This is a genomic window from Nonomuraea sp. NPDC046570 (genome assembly GCF_040645915.1).
Taxonomy (GTDB): Bacteria; Actinomycetota; Actinomycetes; order Streptosporangiales; family Streptosporangiaceae; genus Nonomuraea.
In genome coordinates this window covers 614,484-639,772 of record NZ_JBEYZF010000001.1, presented here as the reverse complement: position 1 = coordinate 639,772, position 25,289 = coordinate 614,484, and the positions used below count along the sequence as shown (strand labels likewise).

At 70.9% G+C, this 25,289-nt stretch carries 21 protein-coding genes; 7 read left to right on the top strand and 14 right to left on the bottom strand.

The features are described 5' to 3' along the window. Window positions 1-23 precede the first annotated feature (23 nt). From ABZ911_RS02995 to ABZ911_RS02985, 3 genes are all read right to left on the bottom strand, one after another. On the bottom strand, window positions 24-887 hold the full coding sequence (locus tag ABZ911_RS02995; protein WP_358051105.1) for an LLM class F420-dependent oxidoreductase: 864 nt from the start codon (window positions 885-887) through the stop codon (window positions 24-26). Between the two features lie 365 nt (window positions 888-1,252). Next, complete coding sequence (locus tag ABZ911_RS02990; protein WP_358051102.1) at window positions 1,253-3,949, bottom strand: hypothetical protein; 2,697 nt, start codon at window positions 3,947-3,949, stop codon at window positions 1,253-1,255. A 662-nt stretch (window positions 3,950-4,611) separates the two neighbouring features. Then, window positions 4,612-5,277 carry a GntR family transcriptional regulator gene (locus ABZ911_RS02985; protein WP_358051099.1) on the bottom strand — a complete coding sequence of 222 codons (666 nt, stop codon included), beginning with the start codon at window positions 5,275-5,277 and terminating at the stop codon, window positions 4,612-4,614. Window positions 5,278-5,483: 206 nt separating this feature from the next. Here ABZ911_RS02985 and ABZ911_RS02980 point away from each other — a divergent pair, with 206 nt between their 5' ends. Both ABZ911_RS02980 and ABZ911_RS02975 read left to right on the top strand, forming a co-directional pair. Continuing rightward, window positions 5,484-6,671, top strand: a complete 1,188-nt coding sequence (locus tag ABZ911_RS02980; RefSeq protein WP_358051096.1) for a CoA transferase — start codon at window positions 5,484-5,486, stop codon at window positions 6,669-6,671. Beyond that, window positions 6,668-7,840: an acyl-CoA dehydrogenase family protein gene (locus ABZ911_RS02975; RefSeq protein WP_358051093.1), complete on the top strand. Its 1,173-nt coding sequence runs from the start codon at window positions 6,668-6,670 to the stop codon at window positions 7,838-7,840. Before ABZ911_RS02980 ends, ABZ911_RS02975 begins: the two co-directional genes overlap by 4 nt. A gap of 261 nt (window positions 7,841-8,101) precedes the next feature. On the opposite strand, the gene ABZ911_RS02970 is transcribed toward ABZ911_RS02975, so the two are convergent. Continuing rightward, the gene (locus ABZ911_RS02970; protein ID WP_358051090.1) at window positions 8,102-8,614 is read right to left on the bottom strand and encodes an NUDIX domain-containing protein; all 513 of its coding nucleotides are present in this window, start codon (window positions 8,612-8,614) and stop codon (window positions 8,102-8,104) included. Window positions 8,615-8,872: 258 nt separating this feature from the next. On the opposite strand from ABZ911_RS02970, the gene ABZ911_RS02965 reads away from it, so the two are divergent. Then, the gene (locus ABZ911_RS02965; RefSeq protein ID WP_358051087.1) at window positions 8,873-11,650 is read left to right on the top strand and encodes a DUF6493 family protein; all 2,778 of its coding nucleotides are present in this window, start codon (window positions 8,873-8,875) and stop codon (window positions 11,648-11,650) included. Between the two features lie 3 nt (window positions 11,651-11,653). Here the strand turns inward: ABZ911_RS02965 and ABZ911_RS02960 are convergent, their stop codons facing one another. Then, window positions 11,654-12,028: a MarR family transcriptional regulator gene (locus ABZ911_RS02960; RefSeq protein ID WP_358051084.1), complete on the bottom strand. Its 375-nt coding sequence runs from the start codon at window positions 12,026-12,028 to the stop codon at window positions 11,654-11,656. 224 nt (window positions 12,029-12,252) lie between these two features. Here ABZ911_RS02960 and ABZ911_RS02955 point away from each other — a divergent pair, with 224 nt between their 5' ends. The 3 genes from ABZ911_RS02955 to fmdA are packed head-to-tail and all read left to right on the top strand — an operon-like array spanning window position 12,253 to window position 14,355. Then, window positions 12,253-12,471, top strand: a complete 219-nt coding sequence (locus ABZ911_RS02955; RefSeq protein ID WP_358051081.1) for a zinc ribbon domain-containing protein — start codon at window positions 12,253-12,255, stop codon at window positions 12,469-12,471. 23 nt (window positions 12,472-12,494) lie between these two features. Continuing rightward, on the top strand, window positions 12,495-13,112 hold the full coding sequence (locus ABZ911_RS02950; RefSeq protein WP_358051078.1) for an AmiS/UreI family transporter: 618 nt from the start codon (window positions 12,495-12,497) through the stop codon (window positions 13,110-13,112). Continuing rightward, a complete protein-coding gene (fmdA, locus tag ABZ911_RS02945; RefSeq protein ID WP_358051075.1) occupies window positions 13,105-14,355 on the top strand; it encodes a formamidase in 1,251 nt (416 codons plus the stop codon). Before ABZ911_RS02950 ends, fmdA begins: the two co-directional genes overlap by 8 nt. Window positions 14,356-14,636: 281 nt before the next feature. Here the strand turns inward: fmdA and ABZ911_RS02940 are convergent, their stop codons facing one another. Beyond that, entirely contained in the window at window positions 14,637-16,523 is a 1,887-nt protein-coding gene (locus tag ABZ911_RS02940) for an N-6 DNA methylase (RefSeq protein WP_358051072.1), read from the bottom strand. Between the two features lie 266 nt (window positions 16,524-16,789). Between ABZ911_RS02940 and ABZ911_RS02935 the strand changes: the two genes are divergently transcribed. Further along, entirely contained in the window at window positions 16,790-17,497 is a 708-nt protein-coding gene (locus ABZ911_RS02935; RefSeq protein WP_358051067.1) for a Sir2 family NAD-dependent protein deacetylase, read from the top strand. A 73-nt stretch (window positions 17,498-17,570) separates the two neighbouring features. Here ABZ911_RS02935 and ABZ911_RS02930 read toward each other — a convergent pair whose 3' ends face one another. The 8 genes from ABZ911_RS02930 to ABZ911_RS02895 are packed head-to-tail and all read right to left on the bottom strand — an operon-like array spanning window position 17,571 to window position 25,288. After that, window positions 17,571-18,062, bottom strand: a complete 492-nt coding sequence (locus ABZ911_RS02930) for a flavin reductase family protein (protein ID WP_358051065.1) — start codon at window positions 18,060-18,062, stop codon at window positions 17,571-17,573. A 13-nt stretch (window positions 18,063-18,075) separates the two neighbouring features. Beyond that, window positions 18,076-18,801: an ABC transporter permease gene (locus ABZ911_RS02925; RefSeq protein ID WP_358051061.1), complete on the bottom strand. Its 726-nt coding sequence runs from the start codon at window positions 18,799-18,801 to the stop codon at window positions 18,076-18,078. Next, window positions 18,798-19,733 (bottom strand): ABC transporter ATP-binding protein, encoded by a 936-nt coding sequence (locus tag ABZ911_RS02920; protein ID WP_358051059.1) that lies wholly within the window; start codon window positions 19,731-19,733, stop codon window positions 18,798-18,800. The genes ABZ911_RS02925 and ABZ911_RS02920 overlap by 4 nt, the downstream gene beginning before the upstream one ends. A 19-nt stretch (window positions 19,734-19,752) precedes the next feature. Further along, complete coding sequence (locus ABZ911_RS02915) at window positions 19,753-20,793, bottom strand: LLM class flavin-dependent oxidoreductase (RefSeq protein ID WP_358051056.1); 1,041 nt, start codon at window positions 20,791-20,793, stop codon at window positions 19,753-19,755. Next, window positions 20,790-21,428, bottom strand: coding sequence for a TfuA-like protein (locus tag ABZ911_RS02910; RefSeq protein ID WP_358051053.1), 639 nt, complete (start codon window positions 21,426-21,428; stop codon window positions 20,790-20,792). Before ABZ911_RS02910 ends, ABZ911_RS02915 begins: the two co-directional genes overlap by 4 nt. A 1-nt stretch (window position 21,429) precedes the next feature. Further along, window positions 21,430-22,761, bottom strand: a complete 1,332-nt coding sequence (locus ABZ911_RS02905; RefSeq protein WP_358051050.1) for a YcaO-like family protein — start codon at window positions 22,759-22,761, stop codon at window positions 21,430-21,432. Next, window positions 22,758-24,185 carry a SagB family peptide dehydrogenase gene (locus ABZ911_RS02900; RefSeq protein WP_358051047.1) on the bottom strand — a complete coding sequence of 476 codons (1,428 nt, stop codon included), beginning with the start codon at window positions 24,183-24,185 and terminating at the stop codon, window positions 22,758-22,760. Before ABZ911_RS02900 ends, ABZ911_RS02905 begins: the two co-directional genes overlap by 4 nt. Beyond that, window positions 24,182-25,288 (bottom strand): thiopeptide maturation pyridine synthase, encoded by a 1,107-nt coding sequence (locus tag ABZ911_RS02895; RefSeq protein WP_358051044.1) that lies wholly within the window; start codon window positions 25,286-25,288, stop codon window positions 24,182-24,184. The genes ABZ911_RS02900 and ABZ911_RS02895 overlap by 4 nt, the downstream gene beginning before the upstream one ends. Window position 25,289 lies beyond the last annotated feature (1 nt).

The following is a 25,289-nucleotide window of genomic DNA, read 5'->3' as shown; positions in this document are numbered from 1 at the left end:
CTCCGGCACGATCCCGCCGGACCTCAGCGCCCGGCCGGGGTGATGACGGAGATCTGTGCGGCGAGTGCGGCCAGGTGGGTGAGCGAGGAGTCGGCGGCGGCGTCGGGGACGGCGACGATGACGTGGTCGATGCCCAAGGCGGCCAGGTCGCCGCAGCGCTGGACGCTCTCCTCAACGCTCTGGCCGTCGGGGATGCGCAGGTGCAGAGTCTTCTCGATCTCCTCGTAGGGCCGCCCCAGTCGTTCGCAGTGGGTGCGCAGCACGCCGAGCTTGTGCCGTACGTCCGCGCCGTGCAGGAGGTTGCAGGCGTCGGCGTACTCGGCGACGAGGCGGAGGGTCTTCTGCTCCCCGCTGCCGCCGACCAGGATCGGCGGGCGTGCCTGCGGCGCGTTGAGCGTGCGCTCCAGCCTGTAGTGGCGGCCCTCGTACGGCTTGTCGTCCTCGCTCCACATCTGCCTGGCGATCTGGAGCGTCTCCTCCAGTCGCTCGAAGCGTTCGGCCAGGGAGGGGAAGCGGAGGCCGAGGCCGCGGGCCTCCCGCTCGTACCAGCCCGCGCCGATGCCGAGGACGGCACGGCCATTGGAGAGCGCGTCCAGGGTGCTGACCTGCTTCACCAGCAGGCCGGGCTCGCGGTAGCAGCAGCCCGTGACGAGGGCGCCCAGCGTGACCCGGCTGGTGAGGGCGGCGGCGTAAGACAGCGCGCCGTACGCCTCCAGCATCGGATCCTGCACCGAGCCGAAGTTGGGGATCTGGAAGAAATGGTCCATCACCCACAGGCTGTGCAGCCCCGCCTCGTCGGCGCCGCGGGCGACGGCCGCGAACCGCCCGGCGATGGCGGCGTCGCCACCGGGCCAGGTGAAACGGGGGCAGGTCAGGCCGAGCTTCATCGAGGACTCCTTGAACGGCTGAGCGGGAGATGCGGCACCGCGAACGCGGGCACGAAAAAACCCTCTCGCCCGGGGCTGCTTGCACCCGAGGCCGAGAGGGCTACGTAGAACTGATTATCTCATGAGCCGCGCACAACGGCCCGCCGCGCCCGCGGGCGCTGGTGCTGTGACCGGGAAGGTTCACCGGGCTGCGGCACGCGGTGCTGCGCTTCCTGGAGTCATTGGGCAGAGAGATTTGGAACGGAATCCGGTGTTAACGCGGTTCCTACTGGTCAGCGAGCCCTAGCTCGCCGTCAGCCTGAACATGGTCAACGCCGGACTCTGTTCCATCGCAGAAAGTGGGCTCACTTATCTACCGGTGGCGCTCAGGCGGGAGGAGTCGCGGGCGAGTGGAGCTCGGTACGGGCGGTTTCGGCTTGTTCGGCGATGGTGGCCAGGACGGGCGCGGGGACGTGCTTGTCGCGGAAGGTGTCCACGAGCTGGTCCAGGACGAGGTCGGCCTGTTTGAGGTCTCCGGCGCGGGCGTGCGCTCTGGCCAGGCGGCGCATGGTGGTGTTGAGGGTGATGTTGTCGACTCCGGTGTCGGTGCCGGGGTCGATGGTGGTCTCCACGACGGTGCCGAGTTGTTCGATGCTGGTGGTGGTCTCGGCGGGCCGCACGGCGATGCCGTCCTTGCCGAGGGTGAGGAAGTGGCGGCCGGCGTTGGTGCCCTTGACCATCAGTGCGTACACGGCCAGCGGGTGGTCGGGGTGGGAGGTGATGAGCTCATCCAGGGCGGCGTTGCCCTTGGCCAGTTGCGGGGCGTCGGAGCCGAGCAGGGCCAGCAGGGTGCCCTGCTGGGAGCCGATCAGCAGGTCGCCGGCCTGCCGGTCCTGCTCGTTGCGCGGCGCGCTGACCTGGATGGTGTGTTCGGGGGAGGTGACGGTGGAGCCGTCAGGGGCGTTGTAGAGGGCGCGCAACCGGTAGGTGCCGGCGGTGGGGAAGGTGAGGCCGCCGGCGCCGTAGCCGAGGTAGGCGCTGTCGTAGAGGGCGGGGGCGCCGGCGTCGAGGGTGACGCGGCGGTCGAGGCTGCCGCAGGCGCGGGCGATCGGCCGGAATGGGCGGATGGCCCCGGCCGGGTCGGTGACCAGGATGGTCAGGTTGTCGCCGCGGGGGCTGATGCTGGGGAAGGCGTCTGTCTGGCCGGTGGCGCCGTCCAGGGCCAGTTTGATCTCGGTGACGACGGGTTCGCCGTAGGAGAAGGACTCGCGTCCGTACAGCTCCAGCCGCAACCCGGATCGGCTGGCCGGGGGCAGGTCGTACTGCGTCCGGGCAGGACGATCGGCCGAGCGGTCGGCGGAGTTGGTCCCCCATTTTTCGCCGCCCATGACGATGTTCTTGTAGAAGCCGTGGCGCAGATGCCGCAGTTCATTGTCGGTGAACTGGTAGGCGAAGGCATCCCAGTAGGCCTTTATGCGGTCCGCTTTGGCCATGCTGCCCGTATCATCGCCCTCGGGCCAGTACTGCCAGTCGTAGTTCATCCACGACAGGTCGCCGTGGCCCTTCCGCGGCCCGAGCGGCTGCGCGGGCTTGGCCAGGTGCTTTTCCCAGGAGTGTTCCAGGTTGAGGGCGTGGCCGATCTCGTGCACCCAGGTGCGCATCGTCTTGCGTGTTTCCGGCCCGTCCTCCTTCAGCTCGTCGTAGAACACGGCCATCCCTTGACGTTGGAAGTCATCGTGGTAGTCGAACAGGATGCCCCGGTTATCCTCGACGTGACGGGTGGCGACGAAGCTCCACAGCTTCCACTGCCGGGTGTCTCGGTGGCCGCTGAAGTTGCTGACCATCGCGGCATGGAGCTCGGCATCGGACCACAACAGGTCCTTATCTGCCTTGTCGATGCCGATCTCGTTGACCGTACCGGCCGCGCGCAGTTCGATCCCGACCTCGGCGTAGGCCGACTGGACGGTGATCAGCTTCTCGGCCAGGCCGGGCGGGCGGGGATCGGTGCCGGTGAAGTACTGGGGGGCCAGTTCGGTGCCCACCACGGCGTCGACCTCCCAGTCGATGGTGCGCAGGAACCGGGAGACGTAGGAGCAGGTGAAGGTGGTGGCGTCCGATCCGTCGGCCGCGCTGTAGGTGAGGGTGGCGGTGCCGCCGGGAGCGAGCAGGTCCACCTCCACCGAAACCTTCGGCGTAGTGGTGGGCAAGGCGAACTTCGCGGTTCCGGTGATGGTGGCGGGCAGCGTGACGGGCTGGCCGCCCTCCAGGACGAAGGAGTTGAGGTAGTCGCCGTCGGCGACGTCGAACAGGTCACCGGACACCACCGGCAGCGCGCCTACCAGATCGACGCGCAGGTCGACCCGCACATCGTCGGTTGTGCCGGAGAAACGCCCCGCAGCCGGCAGCCGGGGAGTCTGGTAGGCGGCGGGTAAGGCGCCGAGCCCCGGCAGGACCTCCGCCCACGTGCCGATCTTCGTAGGGCCGTTGATCCAGTGGAAGTCCATCGCCTGGTCGCCCTTGATGAACACAGTCCGGTTGTTGCCTCCGGCATAGAGCATCAGGGCGTCGTCGAAGTCGCCGCGCATCTGCGCGGGCAGCATCTTCCACCCCGCCTCACCTCGTGCGGTCAACGGCCCTTCGTACTCGACGCCCTGACCCCAGACGATCAGTGCGCACCGCTCGCCCTTGATCAGGAGGGTTTTCCACGGGGTGCCCGCCACCTGCATCGCGACGTCCACGTCGCTGCGGTATTCGGCTGGGAGGTGGCGCCCGAAGTTGGGCAGGTCGGTGACCAGCCCTTCATACTTCTGTCCCTCGCGCCAATCCCAGTCCAGGCACCGGTCCCCGGCGATGAACACGTGCCGCGTAGTGGTATGCGGCACGTGGAGGTCGAGCGCGGCCTCGCTGCAGCTGGCGTACGGCTCGGGCAACAGTCTCAGTGGCTGGATGTCTGTCAGCGGCCCCTCCCACTCCAGCGCCGTCTCGCTGATCTGTGCGACCCGCTCGCCCCGCAGGAACCTTGTTCTCCACGGGGCTTCCCGTGTCGGGATGATCCCGGTGAAGCCTGTGGTCTTGGCCCGCATGAACGCCATTGTTCGCCTCCCGGCCGGGCCCTGAGGGCCCACCTCGACGAGGTTAGGAAGCCACCTCAATACTCACAATGACCACAACATGTCAGGCCAGACCGCAAACAAACGGAGTTAACACCCGATTTCATTACGGACCACCCAATTGCCCCTCTTCCATCCCCCGGTGCGGCCGCGCCACCCTTGCCGACCTGGCGCGAAGCCGCAGCTCCGAGATCGAAAACCAGGCCCCGCAAACCTTTTACTCGTCCCCTCAGCGACACATCTGACGCTTCCGCCCCTCCAGTAACGAAAGGAGATCGCCGAAAGCAGTGCCATCGTCTGGCCTCATCCGGCCACTCCCCCGTCAGCCGACTCGCGAACGGGGCGGCGAGAGATTCCCGGGGATGAGGAATCCAGGAACAGTGGTCGGCGCCGAGAATAATCATGGTTCTTCGGCCCGGTCAGAGATTGATCATTTCCGGTAAGGTCCTGGACATCGCGGCGACACTTGGGCGTATCCGGGGGATATTCAGCCTCTCTACGGTCGACTCTCATGCCGGGCACACCCTCGCGACCAACGGGAGCGGCGTCCCCGACGGCCGCGATCCGATCGCCGGTGACGGTGACCGTCCTGAGCCCGGGAGTGTGGAAAGGCCGCGCGTTGGTGATGGTGAGTGTCACGTCTCCCGTTTCGCGGTGAAATCGCGGAAGGTAGAGACCGTGCCCGCGCGGTGCTCGTCGAGGCGGCGCACCAGTTCGTCGGCGTCGCGGGCGCGGACCGCCTCGATGATGCCGTGGTGCTCGTGGTCGACCCGGTCCCGGTTGGTCTCCTCGCTGTAGTACAGGGAGCGGTACACGTCCGTGGCGTCCCACAGGATGCTCAGGAAGCGGCGCAGGCGCGGCATCCCGGCCGCGTCGATCAGCGTGAAGTGGAAGCGCCGGTTGGCGGCGGCCATCGCGGTGATGTCGCCGGCCTGCCCGGCGTTGACCACGTCGGCGTGCGCTTCCTCCAGCCGTGTCACGTCCGCGTCAGTGATCTTGTCGAGCGCCTGGCGGGCGGCCTCCTCCTCAAGGATCCGCCGCAGCCGGTAGACCTCGAGGAAGTCCTCCAGGGCGAGTTCGGCCACCACGTAGCCGCGCCTGGGCCGGTAGGTCACCTGACCCTCGCCCTCGAGGATCTTCAGCGCCTCGCGCAGCGGGACCCTGCTGACGCCGAGTTGCTCGGCCAGCGCGTCCTGCCGGATGGGGGCGCCCGGCGCCAGCTTGCCCGTGAGGATCGCCCTGCGCAGCTGGTCCAAGACGTACTGCTGGGTCGTCTGGGGCGGTCTGGCCTCGATGTCCATGTGTGTCTAGTCCGCTCTGTGGTTCCGCCTGATCTTGCCGTTCATCATGACAAGGCGTACCCGCTCCCTCCGACGGCTGCGCGTGCGCCATGAGTCTGAGAATATTGGATCCGAAATTAAATATCTGGCGGGAAGGCTTGCGGATCATCGCCCCTGCGGCTGACCATCCTTCCATCCCTCCTTTTTCATGACATGGAGAAGATCACTTGCATCGAGAGCCGCTGGCCGGGATCAGGGTCGCCGACTTCTCCCGCGTGCTCGCCGGGCCGTACGCGACCATGCTGCTGGCCGAGTTGGGCGCCGACGTCGTCAAGGTGGAGCGCCCCGGAGAGGGAGACGAGACCCGCGCGTGGGGTCCGCCCGAAGTCGGCGGCGAGGCCGCCTACTACCTGGCCGTCAACAGGAACAAACGCGACATCGCCGTCGACCTGAAGCACCCCGAGGGCCGCCGCGTCGCCGCACTGCTGTGCGAGCGGGCCGACGTGGTCATCGAGAACTTCCGGCCGGGCGTCGCCGCCCGCCTCGGCATCGACTACGACGCGGTACGGCAGGCCAACCCCGGTGTCGTCTACTGCTCCATCACCGGCTTCGGCCGCTCCCAGCGCCCCGGCTTCGACGCGGTCGTCCAGGCCGAGAGCGGCCTCATGCACATCACCGGCGACGACCCGACCAAGATCGGCGTGGCCATGTCGGACGTGCTCGCCGGGCTGAACGCCGCCGTCGCCATCCTCGGCCCCCTCTACCGGCGGGCGCTCACCGGCGTCGGCGCCCGCGTCGAGGTGTCCCTGCTGCAGTCGGCGCTGTCCGCGCTCACCAACGTCGCCCAGAACGCCCTGGTCACCGGCCAGGAGGTGGAGACGTACGGCAACGCGCACCCGACGATCGTGCCGTACCAGACCTTCCAGGCCGCCGACGGCGGCTTCACCGTCGCGGCCGGGAACGACGCGCTGTACCGCAAGATGTGCGCCGCCATCGGGCGGCCCGACCTGGCCGCCGACCCGCGCTACACCACCAACCCGCTGCGCGTCCGGCACCGGCACGAGCTGGTCACCGAGCTGGGCGCGCACTTCCGCACCGGCACCGCCGCCGAGTGGACCGAGGCGCTGCTGCGCGCGGGCGTGCCCGTCGGTAAGATCCGCGGCGTGCTCGAAGCCGTCCGCGCCGCCGAGGACCCCGCGACGATCACCGTCGACCACCCGACCGCGGGCCTGCTCGAACTGGTCCGCACCGGCTTCACCGTGACCGGCGACGCCCCCCGAACCGAACCCCCGCCGCTGCACGGCCAGCACACCAGGCAGGTGCTCGCCGAGCTCGACCTGACCGACGAAGAGATCCGCCGCCTCGAAAGCGACGGCGTGGTCCGCCAGGCCCTCATGGAAGGTGCGAACCGTTGAACAACCCCGACGCCCACGACTTCCTCGCAGTCGACCAGGACCTCACCGAGGAGGAACGCGCGATCCGCGACGCCGTGCGCGACTACGGCACCGCCGAACTGCTCCCGCACGTTGCCGACTGGTTCGAGGCGGGCACCATCCCCGCCGTCCGCGAGGTCGCCAAGGGATTCGGCGCACTCGGCGTCTTCGGCATGCACCTGGAGGGGTACGGCTGCGCCGGGACCAACGCGGTCGGCTACGGCCTGGCCTGCCGTGAGCTGGAAGCCATCGACAGCGGGCTGCGCAGCTTCGTCTCCGTGCAGGGCTCGCTGGCCATGACCGCGATCCACCACTACGGCAGCGAGGAGCAGCGCCAGGAATGGCTGCCCAGGATGGCGGCCGGGGAGGCCATCGGCTGCTTCGGCCTGACCGAGCCGGACTCCGGCAGCGACCCCGGCTCCATGCGCACCCGGGCCCGGCGCGACGGGTCCGACTGGGTGCTGAACGGCACGAAGATGTGGATCACCAACGGTTCCGTCGCCGACGTGGCCGTCGTCTGGGCCGCCACCGACGACGGGATCCGCGGCTTCCTCGTCCCGGCCGGGACGCCCGGCTTCACCGCGAACGTGATCCACAAGAAGCTGTCACTGCGCGCGTCGATCACGTCCGAGCTGGTGCTGCAGGACGTCCGCCTGCCCGCCGACGCGCTGCTGCCGGAGGCGTCCGGGCTCAGGGCGCCGCTGTCATGCCTGTCGGAGGCCCGGTACGGGATCGTCTGGGGGGCGGCGGGCGCGGCCCGGGCGTGCTTCGAGTCGGCGCTCGACTACACCAAGGCCCGCGTACAGTTCGGGCGGCCGATCTCGGACTTCCAGCTCACCCAGCGCAAGCTCGCCGACCTGCTCATCGACGTCAACCACGCCATGCTGACCGCGCTCCGCATCGGCAGGCTCAAGGACGCGGGACAGGCGCACCACTCACACATCAGCTTCGGCAAACTCGCCAACGTACGGTCGGCCCAGCGGGTGGCGGCGATCGCCAGGGGGATGCACGGGGCAAGCGGGATCACCCTGGAGTACCCGGTGATGCGGCACATGCTGAATTTGGAAAGCGTCGCAACCTACGAAGGCACCGAGGAGGTCCACGCCCTCACCCTCGGACAGGCGCTCACCGGGAGCTCTGCTTTCAGATAACCCTTCAGAGGCTGTCGCCGCCACCTGGCCCGATGGCGCTTTCGCCGGATCGACCGGACCACGGCGGGTCAGGTGTTCGACCAACTTGCCGAACACCTGACGATCCTCCGTGCCGCAGTCGAACGCGGCGCGGCCCGCCGTACCGTCGCCGCAGTCGATCGCCTGGTCCTCCGACAGAACTCAGGACACACTTGCGGGCCGTCTACAAGTTCCTCGGTGCATGGCCGGACCCTCAACCCCCTCCGCTGGGTGCTCCAAGACCTATGCGCCTTCGACGAGGTGGGCGTATTCCGGGTGATGCCACGGCAGTTTGACTGGATTCGTGGGGATGTCTCCGGCGAATAGGCGTTCCAGGAGGGCGGGCAGGCCCCAGGGGATGATGTTTTCGGTGGTGGATCGCAGGTCGGGGAGGGGCCACCAGTGGTGGGTGGTGATGTCGGTGCGTTCGTAGTCGGTGAAGCCTGAGGTGTCGATGGTGGAGTCGGGGACGCGGAGGAAGAAGTAGGACTCGACGGAGTAGTACAGGAGGCCGTCCCAGCCGCCCAGCCAGTGGCCTGCCGTGGTGGCGACCAGCGGGCCCAGGAGGGCGGGGGTGACGTGGTGGCCGGTTTCCTCGCGGAGTTCGCGGGCCGCCGCCGCGTCGACGGACTCGCCTTCGTCGACGCCGCCGCCGGGGGTGAACCAGGTGCCGTCCGCCCCCTGGAACAGGAGCAGGTGGTCGCGGTGGTCGGCCAGGAGGATGCGGGCGGTGGGCCGCTGGATGGGGTCGGTCACCTGGACAAGGTTATTGGCCGCCGCCGCTGACGGGGCTGCAGATCCACAGGACGCTCGCCACCTCGGTGCCGTCGTTGCGCATGTCCACGAAATCCATCCGCAAGACCTACCGGCACGGCGCGCTACGTCACGCATCGCGGGGGGGAGCGGCCCATGCCGATCACCTGGGAGCTCGACGCGGAGATGCCCGCCCACCTGTTCCGCCGGGCCGCCGTCGCGGGGTGAACTTGTCGGTGCGGCGTCCTACGCTCCACGATCATGGATAACTCCCCCCAGCGTTCGGACTGGGACGAGGTGCGTGAGCTCATCGATGCCGGAGACTCGGCCGGGATCGTGCGGAAGGTGGCGGCGCTCGACGAGGTGGGCCGGAAGGAGGTGGCCGGGGAGCTGCCGGGCTACATCGCGGTGGCCTGGGACAGGGAGTGTCAGGCGCGAGCGGACTGGGACGCTGAGCAGGAGCGGGCCATGCTGGCCGAGCAGGAGGAGCTGCGGCGGCTGCGGGATGCCGGGGAGATCAGCGAGGAGCGGCACCACCAGCTCTGGGCAGCCACCTGGAACCGGGGCGGCTACGGCGAGGCGCCCCGGTGGGACGGCTGGATCGACCCGATGCGGCTCGCCGGTGCGGGCACGATCGGCGGGGCCGCGGCCGTGGTGGCGTGGATCAACAACAGGCGCTTCGACCGCTGGAACGTGGGCCGCGCGACCGACCTGCTGCTGGAGGTGATCGCCGCACGGCCGACGGCCTGGCAGGCCGATCTGGCGGTACGGCTGGCGCTCAAGGTCCGCCGTCAGCGCCAGGTGAGCATTCCCGACCCGAACCTGGCGCCGGCGCTGGGCCTGCTTCGCCGTACCAAGGTGGTGCCGCCCGCGCATGACCCGCTGGTGACCGGCTGGGTGGCGTGGGGGGTGCGGCTCGACGAGTTGCGTGACGATCCGCTGCTCGATCACCTGCTGCCGCGGCTGTTCGAGACCGAGGGTGTCGGCCGGTTGCTGAGCGGTGACCCGGGTTCGTGGTCCGATACCCTGTGCGCTCTGGCGGCGGAGGGGCGGGTGGATCGCGGAGCGCTGCTGGACGGGTGCCGACGCCGTTTCCTGCTCGGCGGCGACGGCCGGGACCTGCGCTTCTTCGTCCGCCTGCACGAGCAGCTCGCCCCCACTCCGGCCGAGATCAGGCCGCACACCGTCGACTATGTACGGCTGCTGCCCGCCGCGCCGGGCCCGGTCGCCGAGATGGCGCTGAAGCATGTGCGGCGACTGCCCGGGTTCGACCCGGGTGAGGCGGTGGAGGGGCTGCTGTTCCGCACGGAGGGCGGGCTGGTTCGGGCGGGGTTGAGCTGGTTCGAGGAGGTGGTCCGGCTGGAGCCGCACCGGGCCGACGAGTTCGCCCCCGCCCTGGCGGTGGTGTTCGGTCACCGGACGCGGGCGGTGCAGGAGCGGGCGGTACGGCTGGCCAGGTATGTCGGTCCGGGCGGGGTGGAGGTGCTGCGCGATTCGGCGGGGATGCTGCCGCCGGAGCTGTACAACCGGCTGGTGGCGGTCATCGGCGGGGAGCGGGTCGAGGAGCCGGAGCCCGAGCCCGAGCCGGAGGAGGTGCTCGTTCCGGGCACACTGCCCGTTCCCCCGGGGCCGGTGCCGCTCGTCGCGCCTCCGCGGTCTCCGGCGGAACTGGCCGCGATCTACCCGGAGAAGAACTGGCGGCAGGCCGAACGCGCGCTGGCCGCCTTCGTCCGGCTGGCCGCGCTGGACCGGGAGGGACTGCGGGAGGCGGTGGCCCCGTTCGCCCGGCCTCGGGCCCGTACCCCTTGGCCCAGGCACCACCATTGGCTGGCCGCCTTCGCGGCGGTGCTGGTCACGCCCGATTGGGCGATCGTGCCGCCCTTCGCCGCGATGGCGAACGAGTCCAGGCGGGAGGACGGGTTGCCGCCCATGGTGTTCAAGGAACCGGACCTGCTGCCCGGGCCTCATGGCGGCTCGCCGCCGCACCTGTTCCTGCTGCGGCGCTACGCGGAGATCCTCGACGCGCTGCGGTCGGGCACCCTGCCGCCGCTGCTGCTCGCCACGCCGACCCTGTCGAACGGCCTGCTCGACCCGGCGGAGCTGGTGACCAGGCTGGAGTCCCTGGAGCTCGCGGGCTTCAGGCCGCTGCCCGCCGACTTCCAGCAGGCGCTGCTCAGGCTGCCGCGCGAGATCGACCCGGCGGTGGCCGTACGCGCCGGGGGGCTGGTGTCCGAGGAGGGGCGTGCGGCGGCCCGGTGGATGGCCGAGGGCGGGCTGCCCGATCCCGAGGTGCGGGTGACCTGGTCGGGCGAGGACGACGGCCAGCTGGGACGGGTGTGGATGGCGGTGGCCGTGCACGCGGAACCCACCGGGCTGCCGCTGGTCGACGAACTGCTCGCCGCGCAGCCCCTGCACGTCAACGCGGTGACCGGCGGGCACCTAGGCGAGCACATGGACTGGTGGGCCGCCGTCCTGCCCGCCCACCGGGAGGTGGTCGCCGCCCACCTCGTGGCGCATCAGCCGATACCTGACTGGAGTGTCGCGCTGCCCACGCGGCGCCTGGCCGACCTCGCGGACACCACCGGCCCGGCGGGGCGGGCGGTCGCGGTCCTGCTCGCGCACCGGTTTCTCCCGGACGACCCGAACCCGGCGCGTTGGGTCTTCCGGAGGTTCGCCGCGACGGGCGGTCTGCCCGCCGAGGAGTTCGGCGAGGAGTTCGCCGCGCGGGTGCTCAGGGGCGAGATCACCTTGCGGGCCCTGGTGAACGCGCTCGCCGAGGAGTCCATGCACGGAACCCACGAGCAGGTGTGGCGCGCCCTCACCACGGCCCTGCCGCTGCTGCTGCCCGCGCCGGGCGCCCGTCCCACCGCCGTGCACACCGACCTGGTCGCGCTGGCCGCCCGCCTCGCGCGCTGGTCGGCGGCGCGGGGCGAGATCCCCGCGGTGACCGCCCTCGCGGCGCGCAAGAGCTCCAGCCGGATCTCGCTGTACGCCAGGGCGCTCCACGAGCAACTGACCGGCGAGAGGGCAGCGACCTGATCTCTAGAGGCGGGCGGCCAGGCGGGTGAGGAGTTCGGCGAGCAGGGCCAGGTCGTCGCCGGTCTCGGCTTCCATCGCGGCACGCTCCCGGGCGACCGCGGCGTCCCAGCGGCGCAGGGCCGTACGGCCGCGGGCCGAGATGAAGATCAGCACCCGGCGGCGGTCGGTCTCGTCGACGCGCCGGTAGACCAGGTTCTGCGAGACGAGGCCATCAACGATCTTGGTAATCGTGGGCGCCGCGAGGAGGGCGTGCTCGGCCACCTGTGACATCGCGTGGCCGGCCCCGTCGGAGAGCAGGCTCAGCACCCGCCACTGGTCGACCGTGCCGCCGACCGGCTCCAGAGCGGTCGCGATCCGCCGGGTGAACTGTCGTTCCACAAGTGTGAGGAGCCGTGATGTTTCCATCTTCATCCCACTTTAACAGTTCACCACCAAATACTTCACAGAAAAAGTGAGTACTACCGATAGGGGCCCCGCGCCGGGCGATCGAGGCGACGGGGACGGACTTCCGGGTACTCCAACAGCCCCACCCCCTTGACCGACATTTCCCACAGTAATACTTTTTAAAGGAAGTAGTTCGACTATTTGGGCAGGTGGGCGCTATGGCGACCTACGAGTATCACTGCCGGGAGTGCGGGCCCTTCGAGGTAAGACATCCGATCGGCCAGGCCCCTGCGGAGGCCTCCTGCGGGCAGTGCGGCGCCTCCGCACCGCGCAGGTTCTCGCCGCCCGCCGTACGGCAGGTGTCGCCCGCACTCGGCAGAGCGCTCGACGCCCAGGCCGCCAGCGCCTACGAGCCCAAGGTCGTCACGCGTCCCTGACACACCGTCTGGAGGTGACGGCGATGGGCAGTGTTGGCCTCCTGTACGTCGGCGCCGTGCTGTTCATGAACGCGCTGCTGTTGCTCGGCAAGGTGGAGGGCAAAGCGGCCGCCCCGATCAACCTGTTCGTGGGCACCCTGCAGGTGGTGACGCCGACCTTCCTCATCATGACCGCCGACGGTGACCTGCGCACCATCATGGGCGCGTCCGGGCTCTACCTGTTCGGCTTCACCTATCTCTATGTGGGCATCGGCCTGCTCGCCGGGCTGGACACCACCGGCGTGGGCTGGTTCTCCCTCTTCGTGGCGATCGCCGCGCTCGTCTACGCGGCGTACAGCGCCTTCACTCTGCAGGACTACCCCTTCGCGGTCATCTGGGCGCTGTGGTCGTTCCTGTGGCTGCTCTTCTTCCTTGTGCTCGGCCTCAAACGCGCCGAACTCACCCGCTACACCGGCTGGGTGACGCTCATCGAGGCCTGGCTTACCGCGGTCATTCCCGCGTTCCTTCTGCTCACCGGCCTTTACACGCCCTCGGTGGCGTTCGCGGTCGCGCTGGCCGTGGTCTGCGTCGTCGCCTTCGTCGCCCTGTGGCTGTTCGCCAGGTCCAGCATTCTCAGAGAACGGGAGCCATCCCATGCCTGAAGTCGTCTTCACCGTCGACCAGTCCTTGTCCATGCGCGACCAGACCGTACCCGGCCATAACCGCTGGCATCCCGATATTCCCGCGGTGACGACCGTACGGCCGGACTCGTCCATCCGCATCGAATGCCGCGAGTGGACCGACGGCCAGATTCTCAACAGCGACACCGCCAAGGACGTCCGCGACGTCGACCTGACGGTGGCGCACATGCTCAGCGGCCCGATCGCCGTCGAGGGCGCCGAGCCCGGCGACCTGCTCGTCGTCGACATCCTCGACCTCGGCCCCGTACCCCAGCAGGAGGGCGGCGATGCACCCGGCCAGGGCTGGGGCTACACCGGCATCTTCGCCAAGGAGAACGGCGGCGGCTTCCTGACCGACCACTACCCGGACGCCTACAAGGCGATCTGGGACTTCCACGGCCAGGTCGCCACCTCCCGCCACCTTCCCGGCGTACGGTTCACCGGCATCACCCACCCCGGCCTGTTCGGCACCGCGCCCTCGCACGACCTGCTCTCCAAGTGGAACGATCGTGAGCGGACGCTCATCGCCACCGACCCCGACCGGGTGCCTCCGCTCGCCCTGCCACCGCTGGGCCAGGGCGTGCTCGCCGGCAGCCTGACCGGCTCCGACCTGGAACGGGTCGGCCAGGAGGGCGCGCGTACGGTGCCCGCCCGGGAGAACGGCGGCAACCACGACATCAAGAACTTCTCTCGTGGTTCGCGTGTCTTCTACCCCGTGCACGTGCCCGGCGCCAACCTGTCCGGCGGCGACCTGCACTTCAGCCAGGGCGACGGCGAGATCACCTTCTGCGGCGCGATCGAGATGGGCGGTTTCATCGACATGCACGTCGACCTGATCAAGGGCGGCATGCAGAAGTACGGCGTCACCACCAACCCGATCTTCATGCCCGGCAACGTCGAGCCGCGCTACACCGAGTACCTGTCGTTCATCGGCCTCTCGGTCGACCACAAGGCCAACGTCAACTACTACAACGACGCGACCGTCGCCTACCGGAACGCGTGCCTGAACGCGGTCGAGTACCTCAAGCAGTTCGGCTACAGCGGGGAGCAGGCGTACCTGATCCTCGGCGCCGCGCCGATCGAGGGCCGGGTCAGCGGCGTGGTGGACATCCCGAACGCGTGCTGCTCGCTCTACCTGCCGACGGCCATCTTCGACTTCGACATCAGGCCCAACACCGAGGGCCCGGCGAAGGCCGAGCGTGGCCGCTGCGCGGTGGCCCAGTGATCTCAGGTGATCGCGGGGAGGATCACCTCGGCGAGGATGTCGGTCTCCGGTCCCGGCCGGTCGTAGTGGCCTGAGCTGATCGCCACGACCAGGCCGAGGCCGGGCCGCACGTACAGCCGCTGGCCGCCGTTGCCGAACCCGCCGAACCAGTCCGCGCCGACGTACCAGTGGTAGCCGTAGAAGAGGCCGTCGTCGTCAGCGCGTGCTCAACGGTCAGCACGGTGCTCCCGGCCAGGTCGGGGGGAACTGCGCCACCAGGGCTCTGCCGGCATGACACCGTGTCAGAGTCCAGCCGGTCGCAGTGTCCCGTCGCCGAGCCCGAGATATCCCGTGGTGACCAGTTCCGCCCCCTGGTCGGCGAGCCTGCCGACCACCTCCTCCAGACCTTCCAGCCGCTGGAAGGCCCGGCCGAGCGAGCGCTGCTCCTCGACCGGCAGCCGGGGGATCTCCACCCGCCGGATGTCGGAGCGCGAGGTGCCCGAGTGGCTGCGCCCGCCCGCCTGGATACCGGCGATGCGCAGGAACCCCGCCAGGCACGCGGCGTCCACCCGGTCCGGATCCACCCGGAACAGGTGCAGCCCGCCGCCGAGTACGGCCCCGGCCCTGGTGACCACCCGCGCCACGAACACCCGCCCCCCGGCGGGGACGACCACGTCGCCGGGCCGCAGGTTGACGGAGTCGGGCGTGACGGACGCGCGTCCGCTGGGCGGGCGGCCCGCGATCACGTCGTCGACGGTCAGCACGGGGTGCGGGCCCGGGGCGCCCTGCCGCCTGGGCGCCTGGTGCAGCGCGATGGCCCCCGCCCTGACCTGCTCGGCGATCGTGGTGCGCGGCCGGTCGAGGTGATCGGCGGTGAATCCACGCAGACCTTCCAGCGCCTGCTGCAGCCGGGCCATGGAGTCCTCCACGGCGTCGAACGAGGTGACGAACGCCACACCGGCGCCGCCCTCCGGCCAGGTGCCGGTGTGGCGGGCGGGAGTGAGGTCGACCTCCTCGTCGAGCAGGTCGATGAGCGGCACCGCGCCCTCTACGGCGGGTGAGGCGCGGAAGGCCCGCCACCGGTCGGCGACCGTGGCGGTGAGGTCGGGCCAGGAACGTTCCGACACGTCCGCCATGAGCACGTGCGTGGGGGTCGGGTCGCCCGCCTCCGGCCTGCGCAGGATCCACAGGTGGGGGGAGCCGAGGGCGTGCGGCGCGGTGCCCGCCGGGAGCGCGACCACGGCCCTGAGCGCGCCGGTGCGCAGCAGTTGGACGCGGACGCGGCGGCCCGAGCGGCGGTCGGCGGCGGCCGACGGCATGAGGACGATCGCGTGGCCGCCGGGCTTGACGTGCGCCAGGCAGTGCTGGACCCAGGCGAGCTCGGGTTCGCCTCGCGGGGGCAGGCCGTACTGCCAGCGGGGGTCGCTGGCCAGCTCCTCGTATCCCCAGTTGCGTTCGCCGTACGGCGGGCTGCACACGACGGTGTCGGCCTGGGCCGAGGCGAACCGGTCGGCGCGCAGCGAGTCGCCCGCGCGGACGGTGGCGTCGTGGCCGTGCAGCAGCAGGCGCGCGGCGGCGATCCTGGCCGCCGCCTCGTCGCGCTCCTGCCCGCGCAGACGGGCGGCGCCCGCCGGTACGGCCGACAGCAGCAGGGTGCCGAGCCCGCAGGCCGGGTCGAAGACCGTGCCGCCGTCGGGGGCGGCCAGCCGGGTCATCAGGTCGGCCGCCTCGGCGGGCAGCGTGGCGACCCGCCGCGAGTGCGCCTCCAGGTAACGGGCGAACAGGAAGTCGAACGTCTCCGCCGCCCCCCGCTCCTCGGCCAGCTCGGCGACGGCCCGCAGCACCGGCGCGGCGACGCGCTGCTCACCGGCGATCGAAGCGCCCTCGCCGGCGGCGCGGGTGCGGAGGAGGAAGTCGCCCACCTCGGCGAGGACCTCGGCCAGGCGCAGGTCCTCGACGCCCGCGCGGAGCTGCTGCCAGACGCGCTCGTCGAGCGGCACCTCGGAGAGCTTGCCCTGCCGTCGCAGCCAGCCCTCCACGTCCGCCAGGGAGAACAGCGGGCTGCTGGAGGTGCCGCCGACGGGAGCGGGGAAGTCGTCGAAGCGGCGACGCCAGTTGCTGACGGCCGCGCGCCCGACCCCGGCCAGCCTCGCGATGTCGGCCGCTGCGACCGTGGCGCTGTCGTGCATGCACTTCCCCAAACTCGTCTTCCGGCCGCTGGACGCGCCTCGACGCCACACGCTAACGGAGGTCACTCCCTGGCGTCCATGACCGTGAATCGAACTCACGGCCAACCTTTTGCATCGATTCGTCGCGAAATGTGGCACGGTCTTGTCCATGCGGACCGTAAAGGAGGCAGCTTTGCGCATGGCACCGGCACGCCCCTCGGGTGGGCGGCGTGCGGACTGGCGGGGATATCGTGCTGCTCTGGGCTGGCGAGCGAGCGGAGCCGGGCATGATCACCGTGTTGACCGGGGCGGGTATCTCCACCGAGTCGGGCATTCCCGACTATCGGGGCGCCGCTGGGCTGTGGCGGGCCGATCCGGACTACCAGAAGCTCGTCACCATCGACTATTACCTGGCCGACCCGGACATCCGCCGCCGCTCGTGGGAGTTCCGCCGTGCCAGTCCCGCCTGGAGCGCCGAGCCCAACCCCGCCCACCTCGCGCTCGCCGCGTCCCAGCAGACGGGCGAGGTCGACCGGCTGATCACCCAGAATGTCGACGGGCTGCACCAGAAGGCGGGCTCGGGCGAGGTGCTGGAGCTGCACGGCAACATGTTCGGGGTGGTCTGCGTCGGCTGCGCCGCCCGTTCCACGCTGCGTGAGGCGCTCGACCGGATCGACGCGGGCGAGGCCGACCCGGCGTGCCTGGAGTGCGGCGGCATCCTCAAGACCACGACGGTCATGTTCGGCGAGGCCCTCGACCACGACATCGTGACCGAGGCGGTCCGGGCCGCCAGGCAGAGCGAGGTGTTCGTCGCCGTCGGCACCTCACTGCAGGTGCAGCCGGCCGCCTCGCTCGCCGCCATGGCCGCCGGGGCGGGCGCCCGCCTCGTCATCGTCAACGCCGACCCCACCCCTTACGACGACCTGGCCGCCGAGGTGATCCGCGACCCGATCGGCGTCGCCGTCCCCCGCCTACTCGCCGAACTCACCACTTAGCGGCGAACTCGCCGCCTAGCGATGCCCAGGAGGGCGCGGTACTTCTCCGTGCCGTCCAGCCCCCGGCCGGGCCTCAGGCTGGGAGGCCGAACGCGCCGCGGAAGAAGACCAGGGGCAGCGCCTCCTCGCGGTGTTCCAGGTCGTGCACCTCGGCGACCACGATCGTGTGGTCGCCCGCCAGGTACTCGCGCTGGATCACGCAGTCGAGCCAGGCCAGCGTCCCGTGCAGCAGCGGGCCGCCGCCCGGCGACAGCGACCACGACAGGTTGCGGAACTTGTCCTCCCCGGGGAAGGCCAGCTCACGGCAGACCACCTCCTGCCCCTCGGCCAAGATGTTGACGCAGATCGCGCCGAGGTGCCGGATGTGCGGCCAGGTGGTGCTGGTGTGCGCCACACAGAAGGCGACCAGCGGCGGGCACAACGACACCGACGTGAAGGAGTTGACCGCGATGCCGTACGGCCTGCGGGTCTCCTCGTCGAACGCGGTCACCGCCGCCACGCCGGTGGTGTAGGTCCCCAACGCGGCCCTGAACTGCTCGGGCGCCACCAGGGACAGGCGCTTCATGCCCGCCGTCCGTTCACCGGGCCACCCGGTACCGCCAGGCGGCCAGCCCGACGAACGCGGCCGACCAGCCGAGCAGCGTGAGCGAGCCCCAGCTCAGCGGGGACAGGCCGTCCAACAGCCGCCAGGACAGCTCGCCCGCGCGGTAGGTGGGCAGCGATGTGGCGACGGTCTCCAGCCAGCCGGGGAAGACCGAGGCCGGCATCCACAGCCCGCCCGCCATGGACAGCATGAAGTAGACGGTGAGGGACACCATCTGCGCCACCTCGTCGCGGAAGGTGTAGCCGATGGCGATGCCCAGCGCGGCGAACGGCAGCCCGCCGACGACCAGCGCGGGGAACAGCGCCACCCAGGTGTACCAGGGCAGCTCGACACCGTTGACGAAGCGCCCGACGAGCATGATCAGGCCGATCACCGGCACCGCGAGCAGGGCGGCGGAGATGACCTTGACGCTCACGTACGCGCTGGGCCGCAGCGGGGTCAGCGCGAGCTGGCGGGTCCACTGGGTGGTGCGTTCGTGGGCGATCCGGGCACCGGAGGAGGTCAGGCCCACGCCGATCGTGCCGTACAGCGCCATGGAGATCATGAAATAGGCGGCGTAGCCCGGTCCGCCGTCCGTGGGGCCGGTCTTGAAGAGTGTGGTGAACAGCAGGTAGAAGACCGTGGGGAAGCCGATGGTGTAGCCGATGTAGGCGCCGCTGCGCAGCGTGCGGACCACTTCTAGACGCAGGTACGGGATCATGCGGCGGCCTCCGTGAGGGCGAGGATCGCGTCGGCCAGCGGCGCGGCGACCACTTCGATGTCCTTGAGTTCGGTCCACGCGGTCATCAGCGCGTACAGCGTGGTGTCGGAGTCGACCGTCTTGATGGTCACGGCGGCTCCGTGCACGGTCACGTCCATCACGCCGGGCAGCGACCTGAGCGACTGCTCCTCGGCGCCGGGCAGGGTGAACCTGATCAGCCGCGACGCGGCGACCGCGCGGATCTCGGTGGTCGGGCCGTCGGCCACCACCCGGCCCGCGGCGACGAGCACGATGCGGTCGGCGACCACGTCGGCCTCTTCGAGGTAGTGGGTGCTGAACAGGATGGTGCGGCCGTCGGCGGCCAGCTCGCGCATGGCCGTCCAGAACGCCTTGCGGGCGGAGACGTCCATCGCCGCCGTGGGCTCGTCCAGCACCAGCAGGTCCGGGTTGCCGACCAGGGCGAGCGCGAAGCGGACGCGCTGGGTCTCGCCGCCGGACAGCCGGTCGGTCCGCCGGTCGAGCAGGTCGCCCAGCTCGGCACGCTCGATGACCTCGGCCAGCGGCATCGGCTCGCGCTGGATGGCCGACATGCCGGCCAGCAGCTCCTGCACGGTGACGCCGGTGAGCAACTTGCCCTCCTGGAGCACCGCGCCGACCTGCCCGGCCTGGATCGCCTTCCACGGGGTCCCGCCGTGCAGCAGCACCTGGCCCGAGTCGGGGCTCTGCAGGCCGAGGATCAGGTCCAGCAGCGTCGTCTTGCCCGCGCCGTTGGGGCCGAGCAGGGCGACGACCTCGCCGGACACGATCGACAGGTCGATGCCGTCGACCGCTTTGACCGCCCCGAAGCTTTTGCGCAGCCCGCTGATGCTCACCAGCGCGGCGGGGTCCAGCGTGGTCAGGGTCCCGCGGGGTTCATTCGTGACTGAAGTCATCTCGCTCCGTCCAGAACGCTCAGTAGAGCTTCGGCTGTACCTTCTCGGCGAAGAGCCGGACCGACGTCAGCCCGCTCTCCGCCCCCTGCGCGCCCGTGTCGATCTGCCAGAGCAGCACGTCAGGGTCGAGTTCGGCGCGCAGGTGGTGGATCTGGTCGACCACGTCGTCCGGGCCGCCCGCGACGACCGCCACCCGCTCGCGCATCCCGGCCGCCGACTCCTGGCGCAGCACGTGGCCGACGCCGGTGTAGCGGGCGTAGTCCGTCGAGCTGCGGCGGTCCCACTGGGTGGCCGCGTCGGTCCAGACGTCCAGGTAGTGCGACAGGTAGCGGTCGGCGTCCTCGACCGCCTCGCCGGTGGTGGGCCGGACGACGAGCGGCAGGCTGAGGGCCACCTGGGGGTTGGGGCCCGGGAAGGCGTCGCGGTAGAGGCCGATCATCTCGGCGAGCGCGCCGTACCCGCGCAGGCCCGGGGTGACCAGCAGGCCGAAGCCGTGCTCGGCGATCCAGGTGAAGCTCTCCGGGGACTGCACGGCGGCCACCCAGACGGGCGGGTGCGGGCGCTGGACGAGCCGGGGCAGCAGGTCCACGTCGGAGAACTGGAAGAAGCGGCTGTCGGCCGACGCCTTCTCCTCGGTCCAGACGCGGACCACGGCCTCGACGGTGTCGACGAAGCGTTCCCTGCTCTCGTCCATGGACAGCTCGAACAGGTCGAACTCGTGCGGCAGCCAGGCGCGGGCGAACCCGATGTCGGCGCGTCCGCCGCTGAGCGCGTCCAGCATCGCCGCGTGCGCCGCGATCTGCACGGGATGGTGGAAGGAGGCCATGATCCCGCCGGTCATCAGCCTGATGCGGCGGGTCCTGGCCGCGACGGCGGACAGGAACATGAGCGGGCTCGGGCAGTACGCGCCGTAGGGGTGCAGGTAGTGCTCGGTCATCTTGACGTAGTCGAAACCGACCTGGTCGGCGAGCTCGCAGACCTGGAGGGCGCCGTCGAAGTACGCCGTGGCCGACTGGGTCGCCGGCGTCGAGTCGGGGAGGAACGAGACACCGTGCTTCATGCGCTGATCTCCTCCAGCAGTGTGATCGCGTCCGCGCGCTTGGCGTTGGGCGCGCCGTTCTCCAGGAAGGCCCGCAGGTCGCGCAGCTCGGCCTCGCCGGCCTGGGCGGCCAGTTCGTGCAGCACGCGGGCGTAGGTGCGGTCGGGGAAGTAGAGCGTCTTGGCGATGTCCAGCGCGGCGTCGGCCAGCTCCGCCGTGACCGCGCCGCTCTGCGCCGCGGCGGCCATGGCGATGCGGATGTTCACCATCGGCTCGCACAGCGCGCGCAGCGAGTCCGGGTCGAAGGTGATGGCCACCTCGTCGTCGGCGTCGACCCGGCCCGAGTGGTACAGCTCGAAGACCTGCCCGACCCCCTTCATGCCGTGGCCGGCCAGTTCGGCGGCGCGCAGCGCGCCCAGGCTGGAGGAGCCGTAGACCTGGACGCCGTGGTCGTCCATGGCCCGCAGCACCTCCTTGGGCGAGAGCATCAGGCCCTGGAGGAACTGGCCGTCGACGATGCCGATCCGGTCCGGCGGCGTCTCCTCGGCGACCAGGGCGTCGATGTCGCCCCGCCTGACCGGGGCGCGCAGCTCCACCGGGAATCGTGCGCAGGCTTCGGGCTCGATGCTCGGCCCGGCGAACACGACGATCCGCATCTCATCCTCCGTCACGTTGTGAGATGAGCGTCTTGAGGGTGCCGTCCCAGTGCGCGCCCGAACGCGGGCCCAACCGGCTGCGGTCGAGCCCCCACGACTCCAGGCCGGGGACGACCACCTTGACGACGGTGACCGGGATGCCCGGCACCGACAGGTCGACGGCGAGCGCCCTCGGCAGGCCGCGGGCGCGCAGCCGGTCGAGCATGAACCGCAGGTCGGCCATGATGTCGCCGCTCGGCCTGCTGGGCAGGTCCTGGAAGGGCGCCGGGACGTCCGACTCGCGGTACGGCCACAGCGGGCGCTCGTTCGCCGGTCCCCGCTGGGCGTGCAGGTCCCACGACTCCACGTGGTCGTCGTGCATGCTGAGGTCCTCGCGCATGCCCTGGATGTCGACCGCGCGGCTCTGCGCGGCCTCGGTGAGCGCGCGCAGCACGGCGACCTCGGCGTCCGGGTGCGCGCCGTACCCGCCGTGGGTGCCGGAGAAGGTCTCCGCGACGTCCTCCACGGCCATGGCGGCGACGCTCGGGACGCCGAGGTCGGAGGTGATGTCGCGGAGCACGAGCCGTACCCCGGCCTTCTCGAACAGGGCGACGTAGCGCTGCGCGGCCTGCGGGAGGGTCGCCAGGTCGAGGCTGGGGTGCAGTTCCTCCAGCCACTCGACGGCCCCGGGCGGGGCGGCCTTGCCGAGTTTGTCCCTGACCACGTGCTTGAGCCGGTTGGAGACCAGGTCGGCCATCGTCCAGGAGTCGCGCTCGATCACCTCGCAGAGCGCGTGGCAGAGGGCCTCTTCGAGCGAGTTGCCGGAGGCGATGCCGTTCGAGGTGGTGATCCGGTAGCACTGCACCTCGTGGAAGCGGCGGTGGTATCCGGCCAGGCAGAGCGGGATCAGCACCTGCTCGTCGTTGAGCAGGTCGTAGCCGTACGTCCAGGAGATCGGCAGGTCGTGGTGGTAGCGCCGGTCGATCTCCAGGTTGTGGGTGAGCGGGTCGAGGACGGTCGCGCCCGAGGCGGCCAGGTCGGTGTAGGAGGCGATCAGTTCGGCGGCGCGCGGCTGCCAGGCGCTGAACCGCTCGAACGCCTCCATCACCGCCGAGACCTTGGCGTCGACGGGGGTCGCCCCCTTGCCGTTGTAGACGGAGATCACGTCCGGGGAGCGGGGCATGATCGCGTTGTAGACGGGGATGCCGAGCCGGTCCAGCCAGGTGATGTCGGCGACCCTGGTCACTCCGATGGTGCGCAGGTACGGGGTGACGCGATCGAGGGTCTCCGCGGCGGAGACCTCCCGGTGGACCCCCGGCCCCGACTTCTTCGGGACGCTCTCGCGTAACTTCATCTGATCTCCTGTGTGTACGAGATGGTGCTGCCGACGGGCCCGACGAGCACCTGGCAGAGCGGCCGGAGGCTGCCGCCGAGGCCCAGCCGCCGCGCCACGTCGCCGGTGTCGTAGGCGCACAGCACCCGGCTGCCCAGGCCGAGCGCCGCGGCCGCGAGCAGCAGCCGCTGTACGGCGACGCCCGCGACGACGTTCTGCATCCGGTACCAGCCGTCCCCCTGCGCCGCCGTGCCTGACTCGTAGTCGCCGACGGGGAACAGCGCGACCGCGCCGCCGTGGTCGCCGAGCACGGGCGGCCGGGGCAGACCTCGATCGGCCTCCCCCACCCGGTTCAGCCGGTGCCGGTCGTAGACGTAGGCGCCCGGGGGCACCCCGGCGACGTCGTGCACGAGGCAGCTCAGCAGCAGGTGGCCGGGCCCCACGTCGCCGTGCCAGCCGCCCGCGCCCGCGGCGGTGAGCGCGGCGAGCTGCCCGGCGGTCAGCGGCCCGGCCGCGAACCTGCCGTCCAGCGACCGCCGCTCCGCGCACCCGTCCGTCAGGCGTACGGCCACCTCGGGCAGCTCGACCGCCTCCCCCGCGGGCGGCGCCAGCGGCGGCACGGCCGGGGCCGTGTCCCGGGCCGACGCGCGGGCGGCGGCCCGGAGATCCCGGGTCAGCGGGAGCTGATCGAGCAACGCGGGCGGCCTGGTCCGCTCGGTGGGCACGGCCACGTCTTCCGACGCGTCCCCCCAAGCGGCCCTGCCCTCCGAGACCACTTTGGCCTCATCCGCCTCGTGTCTCCGTACGGCGACCATGGCCATGACCGCCTCGGCCCCTGGGTCGAGGCCGAGCACCCGGCTCACCGCGTCCTCGTCGAACCGCAGCACCGCCTCGGCCACCGTCCCGTCCGCGTCGAGCACGGCCAGGAGCTGCCCGGTGAGCACGCCCGCGTCCAGGCACTGCAGCCGGTAGGCGAACTCGCGGTACTTGAACGCGGTCCTGGCGTGCACGCTGCCCAGCACCAGGCACAGGTCAGTCCCGTCCAGCCCCAGGTCGCGGGGGTGCGCTCCGGCCCGGACGAGGTCGAGCGCGTCGGCGGCCGGGTCGTAGTGGTAGGCGCCGCACGGCAGTCCGGGAGCGGACCCCACGAGGTACAGCTCGGTCGGGAAGAGCCCGCCGCCGGACGGCACCGCGCGCAGCGCCCGGCCCATGGCCAGCGATCCCAGCCCTTCCTGCCCGGCGATGGAGTGCCAGTTGTCCCACTGGTAGCGGGTGAACCCGTAGGAGCGGCGCAGGAGGTCCGCCAGGGCGGGCGGCGGCGGCTGCGCGGCGGCGCGCGGGTAGCGCTTGACGAGCGCGGGCAGCAGCGTCCAGTCCGTCGCCATGATGGCCTCGACGGGTTGGCTCTCCGAGACCGCCAGGTAGCGCCGGACGGCCGTGCTCACAGGACCACCGAGCCTGAGCGGAGGGCGTCGATGACCATGCCCAGGGGCAGGTCGTGGGTGGCCTCCACGGTGGTGGCGACCAGGTGGCAGAGCATGAAGCGCTGGACGGGGGTGACGCCGAGCCGGCTGAGCAGCAGGTACTGGTAGTTGAGCAGGGTGCGGTAGACGGCGAACCAGGACGAGGACAGTTCGCGGCGGACTTCGGCGTTGCCGTACAGGGCCTGGTGGAAGTCGCTCATCGTGTCCCAGCCGGGGGCCGGCGGGCCCTCGTCGCGGACGGCGGCCGGGAGGGAGTCGGGCAGCGGCAGCAGGCCCGCCGTGTACAGGTGTTCGACGCGGTCGCGGTAGCCGCGCAGCAGGTCCACCCAGGCGGTGACGAGCGGGAGGGAGCGGTCGTCGACGGCCGCGACCACCTCGGCGAGGAGTTCGGCCAGGCCGTCGGCGTTGCGCGCGTAGACCTGGTCGAACCGGGCGCGCAGCCCCTGCGGGTCGCCGCAGTTGGCCAGGAAGCCCTCGGCGTGCGAGCGGTAGGAGACGAACCCCCTGGTGATGGGCGGGCAGATGGCCTGGGCGGTGGCGATCATCAGGGCGACCCCGGTGTCCAGGAGCTCGCGGCGGCCGGCGCGGACGTCGTCGAGGATCTCGAAGGCCAGCGGCGTGGTGTCGGAGTGGAAGTCCGCCAGCAGGTCGGCCGCCTCCTCGGTGCCCAGGACGTGCAGCCGCCGGTCGTAGGGCAGGTACTGGACGGAGTTGTCGGGGCACCACGGCGACAGCGGCCCCCGCTCCTGCTCCAGCTCGGCCAGCCGCTCGTGGATCATCGCCTCCCGCTCGGGCGACGGGCAGCCCGCCGACGGGTGCTCGCTCAGGTAGCCCCCGGCGAACTTGTCGACCAGCGCCCGGATCTCCCCCACCCAGGCCGCATCGCTCGCCTTGACGTTCACCCGGATGTGCGGTCCGCGCCGCCAGTGCCGGACGAAGAAGGCGCCGGTGGCCGCCGGGGGCAGGGCCGCGAAGAGCGGCCGGACCGCGTCGAGGAGCAGACCGTCGAAACCGGTGACGTCGTGGTGATGGACGTGCGCGCTGTGCCATCGGGCCGAATCCATG